At 62.6% G+C, this 13,191-nt stretch carries 10 protein-coding genes; 2 read left to right on the forward strand and 8 right to left on the reverse strand.

The window, feature by feature from the left end:
- Positions 1-13: 13 nt before the first annotated feature.
- On the reverse strand, positions 14-325 hold the full coding sequence (locus B5526_RS11625) for a polyhydroxyalkanoic acid system family protein (protein WP_079538316.1): 312 nt from the start codon (positions 323-325) through the stop codon (positions 14-16).
- Between the two features lie 178 nt (positions 326-503).
- On the opposite strand from B5526_RS11625, the gene B5526_RS11630 reads away from it, so the two are divergent.
- Together B5526_RS11630 and B5526_RS11635 are read left to right on the forward strand one after the other, a co-directional pair.
- A complete protein-coding gene (locus B5526_RS11630; RefSeq protein WP_079538317.1) occupies positions 504-668 on the forward strand; it encodes a DUF3309 family protein in 165 nt (54 codons plus the stop codon).
- A gap of 142 nt (positions 669-810) precedes the next feature.
- Positions 811-1,608 carry a transporter gene (locus B5526_RS11635; protein ID WP_079538318.1) on the forward strand — a complete coding sequence of 266 codons (798 nt, stop codon included), beginning with the start codon at positions 811-813 and terminating at the stop codon, positions 1,606-1,608.
- 92 nt (positions 1,609-1,700) lie between these two features.
- Here the strand turns inward: B5526_RS11635 and ligD are convergent, their stop codons facing one another.
- The 7 genes from ligD to B5526_RS11670 all read right to left on the reverse strand — a co-directional run bounded on the left by ligD (position 1,701) and on the right by B5526_RS11670 (position 12,767).
- Positions 1,701-4,361 (reverse strand): DNA ligase D, encoded by a 2,661-nt coding sequence (gene ligD / locus B5526_RS11640; RefSeq protein ID WP_079544926.1) that lies wholly within the window; start codon positions 4,359-4,361, stop codon positions 1,701-1,703.
- Between the two features lie 267 nt (positions 4,362-4,628).
- On the reverse strand, positions 4,629-5,318 hold the full coding sequence (locus B5526_RS11645) for a response regulator (protein WP_079538319.1): 690 nt from the start codon (positions 5,316-5,318) through the stop codon (positions 4,629-4,631).
- On the reverse strand, positions 5,315-8,035 hold the full coding sequence (locus B5526_RS11650; RefSeq protein WP_079538320.1) for a sensor histidine kinase: 2,721 nt from the start codon (positions 8,033-8,035) through the stop codon (positions 5,315-5,317). The genes B5526_RS11645 and B5526_RS11650 overlap by 4 nt, the downstream gene beginning before the upstream one ends.
- Positions 8,036-8,077: 42 nt before the next feature.
- The gene (locus B5526_RS11655) at positions 8,078-8,683 is read right to left on the reverse strand and encodes a K(+)-transporting ATPase subunit C (RefSeq protein ID WP_079538321.1); all 606 of its coding nucleotides are present in this window, start codon (positions 8,681-8,683) and stop codon (positions 8,078-8,080) included.
- Positions 8,684-8,785: 102 nt separating this feature from the next.
- The gene (gene kdpB, locus B5526_RS11660) at positions 8,786-10,900 is read right to left on the reverse strand and encodes a potassium-transporting ATPase subunit KdpB (RefSeq protein ID WP_079538322.1); all 2,115 of its coding nucleotides are present in this window, start codon (positions 10,898-10,900) and stop codon (positions 8,786-8,788) included.
- A 25-nt stretch (positions 10,901-10,925) separates the two neighbouring features.
- Complete coding sequence (gene kdpA / locus B5526_RS11665; RefSeq protein ID WP_079538323.1) at positions 10,926-12,629, reverse strand: potassium-transporting ATPase subunit KdpA; 1,704 nt, start codon at positions 12,627-12,629, stop codon at positions 10,926-10,928.
- Between the two features lie 48 nt (positions 12,630-12,677).
- Complete coding sequence (locus B5526_RS11670) at positions 12,678-12,767, reverse strand: K(+)-transporting ATPase subunit F (protein ID WP_016846764.1); 90 nt, start codon at positions 12,765-12,767, stop codon at positions 12,678-12,680.
- Between the last annotated feature and the right edge of the window lie 424 nt (positions 12,768-13,191).

The raw sequence follows: 13,191 nt of genomic DNA on the forward strand, positions 1-13,191 counted from the left end.
AAATCGTGCTGCATCAGCTGCGTTTGGTCAGCAACAGGTTTCCGCGATTCCTGATCGCGACTTGCGCGACTTCAGCAAAGCGTTGCAGCAGCCATGGCAGCGTGACTTCGAGCCGGACATGATCGTCGGCCACATCGAGATGGCCTGACGCCGCCTGCCCCAGCGCGCGGACGCGAAAGACCATGCGATCATCCTCCCATCGCTCCTCGTCGACCTTCAGCACCGGGATGCTGGACACGGCGCGGGTCAATCCCGCCTTCAATCGGCGGGTCGCTTCCTCGCGGCCAAGGCGATGCGGGATCGAAACGATCAGAGGTGCGGACATCTTGGATTCCTCTTCGGACGAAAGTGCATGTTCTGACGTAGCTGCATGTAGTTCCACATTCCCGGGAAAAAAGAGCGCGGCATACCGCCGCCGAGGGAAGGAACGATCCAGGTTCCGATTTGTTTCTAGCCGACAATGACAGGACAATAAGTGCTGTCGGGTTGGAGGAGACTTCTGCATGTCTATTGGAACGATTATCCTGATCATTCTCATTATCGCTTTGCTCGGCGGATTCTCTGGCGTCGGCGGTGGGCCGTTCTACGGCACCGGATATTACGGCGGCGGCGGCCTCGGCCTCATCGTCGTCATCCTGCTGATCCTGCTACTGCTCGGAAGGATTTAAGCCGCCCGCCCGATCGGAGAATGGCGACAAATATTCCCGCCCAACCGCAAATTTTCAGCTCTCGCGGAAGACGAAATAGGTTGTATGCCTATCTCTCGACCAGGCGGCCGTCCCCCTCGCTCCTTCCTCGATCAAGGTCTTCATGCGCAAACGACTCTTCCCGGCATGCTTGCTGGCGGCGTTCGCGATGTCAGCGGCGGGCGAGGCACGGGCCGACGCTTGCCCGACCGCCAAGGATGAGATCGCGACCGACCGGCCGGATGTCACGAATTCCAGCCTGGTGGTACCGACGGGCAGTCTGCAGAGCGAGAACGGAGTGAATGTCAGCGCCCGGGACGGCGGCCGCAATATCGACGGCACCAATTCCAGATGGCGCCTCGGCGTAGCCCCTTGCCTTGAACTGCTGGTGGACGTACCGACCTATTTTGCCAACGTCCGCGCGCCGGGAAACTCGGGGTTTTCCGATGTCGCGCCGGCGGTGAAGTGGCAGGTCAGCCCGGTCCCGGGCAAGATCGACTTGTCCCTGGTGTTCGGCATGGCGCTCCCGACCGGGGCGGTCGACATCGCTGGCCGTGGCGCGCAGCCCTATCTGCAAATGCCGTGGTCGTGGGAATTGCACGATGGTTGGGGCGTGAGCGGGATGCTGACGGAGTTCTTCCGCCCCGCGGAGCTGACCACCAAACGCATCACTGAAACCACTTTTGTGATTGAAAAGAAGGTGACCGAGAAAGCCAGCCTGTTTGTGGAATATGTCGGCGACTATCCCGAGAACGCAGGCCCGAGCGTGCTGTTGAATTCGGGCGGGGTATTTCGCCTGAGCCCCACTCAGCAGGTCGATTTTCACGTCGCCTTCGGGCTCAATCACAATGCGCCGAGCTATATCGCGGGCGTCGGCTATTCGTTCCGGTTCGACGGATTGTTCGCCGGCCCGCCAAGGTGAAGCCTATCACCGTCATTCCGGGGCGCGCGATAGCGCGAACCCGGAATCTCGAGATTCCGGGCCTGGTCCTTCGGACCATCCCGGAATGACCGTTAAACCTTCTCCGCCAATTTCTTGATCGCGCTCTTTATCGATGCCGCCGCGTCATCATACCCTTCCCACGCCTTGGATTTGGCAAGCATCGCCGGCACGGTGCGAACCGTGTAGCGTTTGGGATCGAGATCGCCGCGCACCTGCGCCCAGGTCAGCGGCATCGAGACGGTGGCGCCTTCGCGCGCCCGCGGCGACAGCACCGCGACCGCGGTCGCCATGCGGTCGTTGCGCAGATAGTCGAGGAAGATCTTTCCCTTGCGCTTTTGCTTCGACATATTGAGCAAATAGCGATCGGGATTTTCATTGGCCATCAACTGGCAAACGCCCTGCGCGAAAGCCTTTGCTTCCTTCCACGTGACCTTGTCCTTTGCGCCGTAGGCGAGCGGCGTCACCACGTGAAGCCCCTTGCCGCCGGTTGTCTTGCAGAAGCTCTCAATTCCGACGTCGGCGAGATGCTGTCGCATGTCCTTGGCGGCCTCGATCACATCGGAAAATTCGACCTCCGGCGCAGGGTCGAGATCGAACACCAACCTTCCCGGGATGTCAGGCGCATACGGCGCGCAATTCCAGGGGTGCAACTCAACGCCGCCGATCTGCGCCACCGCCGCGAGACCTTCGACCCGATCAATCTGCAGATACGGCTTGCGATCGCCCGAGACTTTCACGAGCTCGAGAAGGTTCGAGGTGCCCGGCATCGCGTGGCGCTGAAAGAATTTCTCGCCATTGATGCCGTCGGGCGCGCGAACCACCGAGCACGGCCGACCCTTCAAATGGCCGATCATCCAGCCACCCACCGCCTCGTAATAACGGGCGAGATCAAGTTTTGTCACCGGCTTGCCGTCGCCGGCGTCCGGCCACAGCGCCTTGTCGGGTTTTGAGATGATGACGCCCATCACCTCGGCGGAGGCGGATTTGTTCGCCGCTGGCGTTGCCGGCGCGCCGCCCGACTTGGCCGCGGTCTTTCCGGCAGGTTTTGCCACCTTGGTCATGGCCGGCTCCTCCGCCGTCACCTCATCGGCCGGCTTGTCCTGGCGCAGCCCCTTGAACGCCGCCTGCCTGATGTTTCCGCCATCGGTCCAGCCGGCAATTTCGATCTCGGCGACGAGCTCGGGCTTCAGCCAATGCACGTCGCTGGTTTTACGAGGCGCATCCTTGCCGCCGAACGGACTCTTGTGGGAGGCCGCTTTCTTCAATGCCGGCATGATGCGCCGGACCGTGTCCTGGCCAAAGCCGGTGCCGACAATCCCGACATAGGCGAGATGATCGCCGCGATAGACGCCGGCCATCAGCGAGCGGAATTTGCCATTGGTGGTTTTCCATCCCCCCAGCACGACCTCATGCCCGGCGCGGGTCTTGGCCTTGGTCCAGTCCTCGGACCGGCCCGAACGATAGGGCGCACTGAGCTTCTTGGAGACGATGCCTTCGAGCGACAGCTTCTGCGCCGATTGCAGCACGGCGTCGCCGCCCTCTTCAAAATGCTCGACATAGCGAATCAGCTGGGCTTTGGCCTTGGCGCGCGCCTCCAGCAATTTTTTCAATCGCGCCTTTCGCTCACGGAGCGGCAGTGAGCGAAGATCCTCGCCGCCGGCAAATAACAGGTCGAACGCAAAAAAGATGAGGGTGTCGGTCTTGCCATCGGCAATCGCCGCCTGCAGCGCCGAAAAATCCGGCACGCCATTATGATCGAGGGCGGCGATCTCGCCGTCGATCAGGACATCGGGCAGCGCGCCGCCCGCTTTGGCGATGGCCTGAAATTTATCCGTCCAGTCCAGCCCCTTGCGGGTTTTAAGCCGGGCGTCGCTGTCCTCGACCCGCAATTGCACGCGATAGCCGTCGAATTTGATCTCGTGGCCCCACCCCTCTCCGCTCGGCGGGCGCTCGACCGCGACGCAGAGCTCGGGTTCGACGAAATCCGGCATCACGGCGACCTTTTTTGCTTTTGCCGCCTTCGCGGCTGTGGGTCGCAATGGCGCCTTGTTCTGCGCGCGCGCGGCCGCCGCATCGCCGCGGTTCGAATTCCACACCGCGTCCGCCTTGCCGCGACCGGCCTTCGCCGTCATGAAAGGTCTTGGTGCTTTGCCCTTGCCGCTGGCAATCTGATCCATCGTCCGTCCTGATGCCACCGATTGATCGGCGTCCAGGATGTCGTTGGCCTCGCCCTCTTTGGCGAATTCGTCGCGATGTTTTATCAACAGCCAATTGGTGCGCTTTCCGCCATCGCGGTCGTTGCGCATGCGCACCAGCACCCAGCTGCCGTGCAGCTTTTCGCCGTGCAGCGTGAATTTCAGGTCGCCCTTCTTGAATCCCTTCTCGGGATCGTCGGCCTCCCAATAGCCGCGGTCCCAGAGCTGCACCGTGCCGCCGCCATATTGATCCTTCGGAATGGTGCCTTCGAAATCGCCGTAATCGAGCGGATGGTCTTCCACCTCCACCGCCAAGCGCTTGTCGTGCGGATCGAGCGAGGGGCCGCGGGTGACCGCCCAGGATTTGAAGACGCCGTCGAATTCGAGCCTGAGATCGTAATGCAGCCGGGTTGCAGCATGCGCCTGAATGACGAAGCGCCGGCGTTTTGAGGGCGTCACCTCCGCCTCGCCGCTCGGCTCCGCGGTCTTCTCGAAGTCGCGCTTTTTCCGGTAGGTGGAAAGGTTTCTCAAGGACACGATCAAATCCCGCGCCGATATTGGGTCTGCACGCAACGCGCCGGAAGAGTGTAATGCGCCCGCGCGCCCGGTTGCGAGAAAATAATCTTGGCGAAGAAAGATGGTTCCGGTCACTATGTGTCTCCGTCATGGCCGAGCATAGCCGTCCGAAGGACGGCGTCGCTTCCGCTCGCCTATGCCCGGCCGTCCACGTCTTTCTTGCTGTAATGTGGCCAAGACGTGGATGCCCGGGACAAGCCCGGGCATGACGAGAATTGGATCTGCGGTCTAATCACCCGCCCGCAACCGGTACCCGATCCCGGTTTCGGTCAGGACGAATTGCGGGCGCTCCGGATCGACCTCGATCTTCTGCCGCAGCTGCCGCACATAGACCCTTAAGTATTGCGCGTCCGTCAGTTCATCCCACAATTCCTTCAAGAGAAACCTGTGGGTCAAGACCTTGCCGGCGTGCTGCACCAGCACGCGCAGCAATTCGTATTCTTTCGGCGACAGTTTTACATCCCGCTCGCCGACTTTGACGATGCGCCGCACCAGGTCGACCGAGAGATCGCCGGACCGGAACACCGGCCGTTCGCCGTGAACCTGCAATTGATGCCGCAGCGCGGCGCGCATCCGGGCCAGCAGCTCATCCATCCCGAACGGTTTTGTCAGATAATCGTCGGCGCCGAGATCGAGCGCCTGGACCTTGCCGGCCTCATCGCCGCGGCTCGACAGCACCACGACCGGCACACTGTCGTTGCGGCCGCGGATCATGCGCAGCAATTCGTGGCCCTGGATATCAGGAAGACCGAGATCCAGAATGATGAGCGCGGGATTTTCAGTCAGCAATTCGAGCGCAAGCTTGCCGCTCGAGGCTTCCAGAATCTCATAGCCTTGCGTGGTCAATCCCATCCGCAACAATTTGCGGATCGGCGGCTCATCGTCGATGACCAGGACCTTGATCGGGGATGCGCTCATGCGGCGGTGTCCAGCGCGTCGGATACGGCCGGGATCGGCAAGCGGATGGTAAGCACGGCGCCGCTTCGGTCGGTGCGATTAGACGCGGTAATCGTACCATGCATCGCCTCGACGAAACCGCGCGAGATCGCGAGCCCGAGACCCGTGCCGGGCCGGACATGATCGCCCTTTTGCGCGCGATAGAATTTGTCGAATACGCTCTCCTGCTCTCCCGGTGGAATGCCGCCGCCTTCGTCGATGATTTGCAGGGACACAAAATCCCGGTCCCGCGAACTCCTTATCGATATCGTGGTGTCGGTGGGCGCGTATTTCGCCGCGTTGTCCAAGAGATTGAAAAGCACCTGCTCGAACAGCACCGCGTCGAGCTCCAGCATCGGCAAATCGGCCGCGAGCTCGAGCGAAACCTTGTGATGCACGAGGATCTTGCTGGCGCGCCGCAACGCACTGCCGACGATCTCGCCGATATCGTGGCGCGCCGTATTCGGCACGATGGCGCCGGATTCGAGTTTGGTCATGTCGAGCAGATTGGCGATGAAGCGGTTGAGCCGCTCCGATTCATCGATCACGGTCGCGAGCAGATCGCGCTTTTCGGTATCGCTCAACGCAGAGGAAAGATCACGCATCGTGGAGGCGGCGCCGAGCACCGAAGCCAACGGCGTCTTGAGATCGTGCGAGATCGAGGTCAACAGCGCCGAGCGCAATCGCTCCGACTCCACCGTGCGCTTGACCCGATCCATATCCTCGACCAGCAGCACCCGTTCGATCGCAAGCGCGCCCTGATCCACCAGCGCATCGAGCAGGCGGCGCTGATCCGGCGTCAGCAGCGGTCCCGTCTTGTCGTCATCGATGCCGATGACGCCGATCGGCCCGCGCCCGGTCCGCATCGGCAGGAACAAGCGCTTGGCTCCCGGCAGCGTATCCGAGCCGCGCCCGGCGGAGCGGTCGTTGTCCCAAGCCCAGTTCGCGGCCGCAAGATCGGCCTTGTCGAGTTGATCTTCCGGCGGGTAGCCGGTCTTCACCGTCAACACGCCCTCCTCGGGCAACAGCAGCACGACCCGTACTTTGAGCATCAGCGCGATTTGATAGGCGGTCGCCCACAACACGTCGTCGAGCGTCGCAGTGCCTGCAAGCTTGCGGCTGAAGGCGTAGAGCGATTCCGTGGTCCGCACCCTGCCGATCGCGGAATCGGCCTGCGTGCGTACCCGCGCCGCGACGTTGGAAACCAGCACGGCGATCAGCATGAAGAAGAAGAAGGCCGCAATGTTGGTCGGATCGGTGATGGTGAAGGTGTAGATCGGCGGCAAGAAGAAGAAATTGTAGCTGAGCGAAGCGACGACGCTCGCCAGGAATGACGGCCACAGACCGTAGCGAACCGCGACGACGACCACGGCTGTGAGGAACACCAGATCAACATTCTCGATGCCAAACAATGGCTGGATCAGTGCGGCGGCGGCAAGGCCGATAGCCACGATCAAGAGCGCCATCAGATAGGGCCGCGGATTGAACGGTTCCGGGCGTTCCGCCGCGCGCACGGTCTTCTTCGGAACGGGGTCGGCTGCGAGTTCCTCGCCGGCGATGACGTTCACGCTGATGTTGCCGGCGCGCCGCACCAGATCATGCACTACCGAGCCGCGCGTGAGTTCGAACCACCAGGAGCGCGTCGACTTCCCGATGATGATCTGGGTCACGTTATTGGCGTGCGCGAAGCTGACGAGATCGTCGGCGATACGGCGTCCGACGCTCGGAATGGTGAGCGCTTCGCCTCCCAGCGCTTCGGCGAGCCGCAGCGTGTCGGCAAGCCGGTCGCGCTCTTCGTCGGTCAATTGCAGGCTGCGCCGCGTCTCGATGCTGACGGCGGTCCAGGGCGCATGCAGGCGGTCCGCCAACCGCTTGGTATAGCGCACAAGGCCTGCGGCCCGCGGATCCTCGCTGATGCAAACCAGGATGCGCTCACCCGCGGCCCAGGGCCCGGCGATGGCGTTGGCCTGCATATGAGTTAGGAGCTGTTCGTCGACCCGCTCGGCGGTCCGCCGTAACGCCAGTTCGCGCAGCGCGGTCAGATTGCCGGGCGAGAAATAATGCTCGAGCGCGCGCTCGGCCTGTTTGGGGACGTAGACCTTTCCCTCTTTCAGCCGCTGAATCAGGTCGTCGGGCGTCAGATCGATCAGTTCGATCGCGTCGGCACGGTCAAATATCGAATCCGGCACGGTCTCGCGCACCCGCACGTGGGTGATCTGGGCCACGACATCGTTGAGGCTTTCGATGTGCTGGATATTGACCGCGGTGTAGACGTCGATGCCGTGGGAGAGCAGCTCCTCGACGTCGAGATAGCGCTTCGGATGGCGGCTGCCGGGCGCGTTGGTGTGGGCGAGTTCGTCGACGAGGGCGATCTGCGGATGCCGCGCGATCAGCGCATCGAGGTCCATCTCCTGGAGAATCTGGTCCCGGTATTCAAGCCGCTTGCGCGGCAGAACTTCGAGGCCTTTCAAGAGCGCCTCGGTCTCCGCCCGGCCATGGGTCTCGACCACGCCGACCACGACATCGGCGCCGGCCTTGAGCTTGGCATGCGCGCTTTGCAGCATCTCATAGGTCTTGCCGACGCCGGGGGCGGCGCCGACGAAGATCTTCAGCCGGCCGAGGCGGCTGTCCGCCCGCCGGGCTGCTTCCAGCAGGGCTTCCGGCGAGGGGCGTTGTTCGGGATCGCGCAGCTGAACCATGAGCACAATATAGTCCTCCGGCCCGGTCCAGCCTAGCGTGGGCTATTTCGAGGCGGCACGATCCAAAGCCAAATTCAGCGCCAGCACGTTGATCCGGGGCTCACCAAGCACACCCGCGAGGCGGCCCTGGGTATTCTCTGTGACCAGCTGGCTGATGCGATCTTCCGGCATCTTGCGCGCCCTCGCGATACGCGGCACCTGGAATAGTGCGGCTTCCGGCGAAATGTCGGGGTCAAGCCCGCTGCCGGAGGTGGTGACGAGATCGGCCGGAACGGCGGCGTTCGGATTCTCGGCCTTCAATTTGTCGACGTCTTCCTTGACACGGTCGTTGAGCGCCTTGCTGGTCGGGCCGAGGTTGGAGCCGCCCGAATTGGCCGCGTTGTAGGGCGCCGGAACGGTCTTGCTCGAATCGGCCGGGTCGGGCGCCGTCGTCGCCGAGGGCCGGCCGTGGAAATATTGATCGCCCTTGAACTCCTGCCCGATCAGGGCGGAGCCGACCACCTTGCCGTCCCGCTCGATCATGCTGCCAGCCGCCTGCTTCGGAAAGATCGCCCCCGCGATCGCCGTCATGGCAAGGGGGTAGGCGAGACCCGTGATCAGCGTCAGCAGGATTAGCAGGATGATGGCGGGGCGAATTTCTTTCAACATGTGAGGTCTCCATTACTTCCGTCATTGCGAGCGAAGCGAAGCAATCCATTGAACGAGGGAAAGAGTGGTTGCTTCGTCGCTTCGCTCCTCGCAATGACGGGGTTAAGCCAGGTGCAAGGCCGCGACCACCATGTCGATGGCCTTGATGCCGATGAACGGAATGATGATGCCGCCGAGGCCATAGATCAACAGGTTACGGCGCAACAGCGCGCCGGCGCCGATGGCGCGGTATGCGACGCCCTTCAGGGCCAGCGGAATCAGCGCAATGATGATCAGCGCGTTGAAGATGATCGCCGACAGAATGGCGCTTTGCGGGCTTGTCAGCTGCATGACGTTAAGCACGGCAAGTTGCGGATAGAACGCCAAAAACATCGCCGGGATAATCGCAAAATATTTTGCGACGTCGTTGGCGATCGAGAAGGTCGTGAGCGCGCCGCGGGTCATCAAAAGCTGCTTGCCGATCTCGACCACCTCGATCAGCTTGGTCGGGTTGGAGTCAAGATCGACCATGTTGCCGGCTTCGCGCGCGGCTTGCGTGCCGGTGTTCATGGCAACGCCGACATCGGCCTGCGCAAGCGCCGGCGCGTCGTTGGTGCCGTCGCCGCACATCGCAACCAGTTTGCCCTTGGCCTGCTCGTCGCGAATGAGCTTTAGCTTGTCCTCAGGCGTCGCTTGCGCCAGGAAGTCATCGACGCCGGCTTCCGCCGCGATCGCCGCCGCCGTCATCGGGTTGTCGCCGGTGATCATCACGGTGCGAATTCCCATGCGGCGCAACTCCGCAAAGCGCTCGCGGATGCCGCCCTTGACGATATCCTTGAGCTGGACGATGCCGAGCAGGCGGCCGTCTTTGGCGACTGCGAGCGGCGTGCCGCCGGCTTTTGAAATTTCATCCGAGATCGCCTGGATTTCGCGGGCTACATCCGACATCGCGGGTTGCAGAACGCGGGCAGCATTTCCCGACGCAACGATGCGCGACTGTCCGCCATCGACGTAGTTGAGGATCGCGTCGACCGCGCCCTTGCGGACCGAGGATGCGCCGGCATCGACGCCGCTCATGCGGGTCTGCGCCGTGAACGGAATAAAGGTCGCGGCAAGCTCCGCCATGTCGCGGCCGCGGATGCCGTATTTTTCCTTCGCCAGCACCACGATCGAACGGCCTTCCGGCGTTTCATCGGCCAGCGAGGCAAGCTGCGCCGCATCCGCCAATTCCTGCTCGGTCACGCCGCGGACGGGCCGAAACGCGGTCGCCTGCCGGTTGCCGAGCGTGATGGTGCCGGTCTTGTCCAGCAGCAGGGTATCGACGTCGCCCGCGGCCTCGACCGCGCGGCCCGACATCGCCAGCACGTTGAAGCGCACCAGCCGGTCCATGCCGGCGATGCCGATCGCCGACAACAGCGCGCCGATGGTGGTCGGGATGAGCGTCACGAACAACGCCACCAGGATGATCACCGAAATCTGGCCGCCGGCATAGGCCGCATAGCTCGGGATGGTGACGGTCGCGAACACGAAGATGATGGTGAGCCCCGCGAGCAGGATGTTGAGCGCGATCTCGTTCGGCGTCTTCTGCCGCTCGGCGCCCTCGACCAGCTTGATCATGCGATCGATGAAGGTCGATCCTTGGGCTGCGGTGATGCGCACGCGGATCCAGTCCGACAACACCTGCGTGCCGCCGGTGACCGCCGAACGGTCGCCGCCGGATTCGCGGATCACGGGCGCGGACTCACCGGTAATTGCGGCTTCGTTCACCGAGGCGACGCCTTCGACCACTTCGCCGTCGGAAGGAATATTGTCACCGGCTTCGACCAGCACGATATCGCCGACCTTGAGGCTGGTGCCGGACACCAGACGAAAGCTCTTGTCGGAGCCGGTCAACAGCTTGGCCTGGCTCTCGGTGCGGGTCTTCCGCAGCGACTCGGCCTGGGCCTTGCCGCGGCCTTCCGCGACGGCTTCCGCAAAATTCGCAAACAGCACCGTGAACCACAGCCACAGGATGATCTGGAAGGTGAAGGCGAGGCCCTCGCCGCCGCCCATCACCAGATTGCGCAGGAAGATCACCGTGGTCAGGGCGGCCACGATCTCGACCACGAACATCACGGGGTTCTTGATCATCAGCCGCGGATCGAGTTTTGCAAAAGCCGAGCCGAACGCGGGGACTACGATCTTCGGGTCGAGCATCGCCGAGACCGGGACCCGCTTTTGCAGTTTCATGGTTTCCATGGAGGTAACTCCGAATTGAGATCGATCAGAACAGGTTGTTGGCGTTCATCGCGAGGTGCTCGACGATCGGACCTAACGCCAGCGCCGGGAAGAAGGTCAGCCCGCCGATGATCAGGATCACGCCGACCACCAGGCCGACGAACAGGCCGCCGGTGGTCGGCAGCGTGCCGGCTGACGGCGGGATCGACTTCTTTCCCGCGAGCGAACCGGCCATCGCCATCGCCGGCACGATCATGAAGAAGCGGCCGACAAACATCGCCATACCACCGGTGACGTTGTAGAAAAGGGTGTTCCCGGTGAGGCCCGCGAAAGCCGAGCCGTTGTTGCCGGTTTGCGAGGTGTAGGCATAGAGCACCTCGGTGAAGCCGTGTGGGCCTGCATTGGCCATCGAGGCAACTGCGGGCGGATAGACAACGGCGACCGCGGTCCAGCCGAGATACATCAGCGGCAACACCAGAATCGCGAGCATCGCCATTTTGACCTCGCGCGCCTCGATCTTCTTGCCGACATATTCCGGCGTGCGGCCGACCATCAGGCCGGCAACAAAGATCGAGACGATGACAAAGATCAGCATGCCGTAGAGGCCAGCGCCGACGCCGCCGACGATGATCTCGCCGAGCTGGATATTGATCAGCGGGATCATGCCGCCAAGCGCGGTGAATGAATCATGCATGGCGTTGACCGCGCCGCAGGACGCCGCCGTGGTGATGACCGCGAACAGCGAGGAGGCGACGATGCCGAAGCGGACTTCCTTGCCTTCCATGTTGCCGCCGGTCAGCCCCAGCGCATGGAGCGCGGTGGTGCCGTTGGCCTCCGCCCAATAGGTCACGGTGACGCCCGAGATGAACAAGACGCCCATCACGGCGAGGATTGCCCAGCCCTGGCGCTGGTTGCCGACCATGCGGCCGAACACGTTGGTCAGCGCCGCGCCGAGCGCGAAGATCGAGATCATCTGCACGAAGTTCGACAGCGCCGTCGGGTTCTCAAAGGGATGGGCGGCGTTGGCGTTGAAGAAGCCGCCGCCATTGGTGCCGAGCATCTTGATGGCGACCTGGGAAGCGACCGGACCGACCGCGATGGTCTGCTTGGCGCCTTCCAGCGTGGTGGCGTCGACATAAGCACCGAGCGTCTGCGGCATGCCCTGCGAGACCAGGAACAGCGCGTAGACGACGCAGATCGGCAGCAGCACATAGAGCGTGCAGCGCGTCACATCGACCCAGAAATTGCCGATGGTGCGCATCGAGGAACGGGAGAAGCCGCGGATCAGCGCAACCGCGAGCGCGATGCCTGTCGCCGCCGACAGGAAATTCTGGTGCGTCAGCCCCAGCATCTGAACGAGATAGGACAGCGTGCTCTCGCCGCCGTAGTTCTGCCAGTTGGTGTTGGTGATGAAGCTGATCGCGGTGTTGAAAGAGAGATCCGGCGCGACCGCGGATTGGTCCGCCGGATTGAACGGTAACATCGCCTGCAGCCGCATCAGCCCGTAAATAATGAGAAAGCCGCCGACATGGAACAGCAGCATCGCGACCGTATAGGTCAGCCAGTGCTGCTCGCGCCTCTCGTCGACGCCGCCGACCCAGTAAAGCCCCGCCTCGACCGGCCGCAGAATCGGCGAGAGGAAGGTGCGCTCGCCGTTGAACACCCGCGTCATATACCAGCCGAGCGGTTTTGCCAGTGCGGCGATGATGGCGCAGTACAGAATGATTTGAGTCCAGCCGATGGCGGTCATGGTCGTAGCCTCTGGAGGTTTACGCGGGGCGGGCGTGCCGAAACGCGGTCAGAACCGCTCGGGGCGCAGCAGAGCGTAGGTCAGGTAAAACAGCAGTCCGAGCGAGACGAGACCGGCGAGGGAATAATCGAAGATCATGATCGTTCCCCCTCTAGAGCCGCTCGCAGGCATAGGCGTAGCCTATGCCTGCCGCGAAGAAGCCGAACCCGAGGGCCAGCATGGCGATGTCCAGCATGAGATGCTCCTTGTCCCGATCGCGCTTGTCGGCGCGCGAGCGTGGCGCGTTGCCGGGAAGGCTGATGGCGATGGATCAAAGGGCCGATTGGATTGCGGTCCTGGCCTTACCCGTATTCTGTGTAGTGAGGTGCCACTCGCCGCATATGTTTTCGAGAAGGCCAAGCCGCCAATGTTATAGGAATCCTATAAACATTCGGCGTCGGGTCGCCGTGAACACCCGGCGTCAGCTTCCGGGCCGCACCGCGGAAGCGCTCGCCCTCCTTTATGACAACTTTATTTCAGGAGCCGCCGCGCCATCTTGTATTTAAATAGGGTTTTGACCACC

The sequence above is a fragment of the Bradyrhizobium lablabi genome (assembly GCF_900141755.1).
Classification (GTDB): domain Bacteria; phylum Pseudomonadota; class Alphaproteobacteria; order Rhizobiales; family Xanthobacteraceae; genus Bradyrhizobium; species Bradyrhizobium lablabi_A.

Bases quoted from the DNA above. Each gene is read 5' to 3' on its own strand.
- kdpB (WP_079538322.1), bottom strand. From the start codon at position 10,900: ATGGAAACCATGAAACTGCAAAAGCGGGTCCCGGTCTCGGCGATGCTC.
- B5526_RS11650 (WP_079538320.1), bottom strand. From the start codon at position 8,035: ATGGTTCAGCTGCGCGATCCCGAACAACGCCCCTCGCCGGAAGCCCTG.
- B5526_RS11645 (WP_079538319.1), bottom strand. From the start codon at position 5,318: ATGAGCGCATCCCCGATCAAGGTCCTGGTCATCGACGATGAGCCGCCG.
- B5526_RS11625 (WP_079538316.1), bottom strand. From the start codon at position 325: ATGTCCGCACCTCTGATCGTTTCGATCCCGCATCGCCTTGGCCGCGAG.
- B5526_RS11635 (WP_079538318.1), top strand. From the start codon at position 811: ATGCGCAAACGACTCTTCCCGGCATGCTTGCTGGCGGCGTTCGCGATG.
- B5526_RS11670 (WP_016846764.1), bottom strand. From the start codon at position 12,767: ATGATCTTCGATTATTCCCTCGCCGGTCTCGTCTCGCTCGGACTGCTG.
- B5526_RS11630 (WP_079538317.1), top strand. From the start codon at position 504: ATGTCTATTGGAACGATTATCCTGATCATTCTCATTATCGCTTTGCTC.
- B5526_RS11655 (WP_079538321.1), bottom strand. From the start codon at position 8,683: ATGTTGAAAGAAATTCGCCCCGCCATCATCCTGCTAATCCTGCTGACG.
- kdpA (WP_079538323.1), bottom strand. From the start codon at position 12,629: ATGACCGCCATCGGCTGGACTCAAATCATTCTGTACTGCGCCATCATC.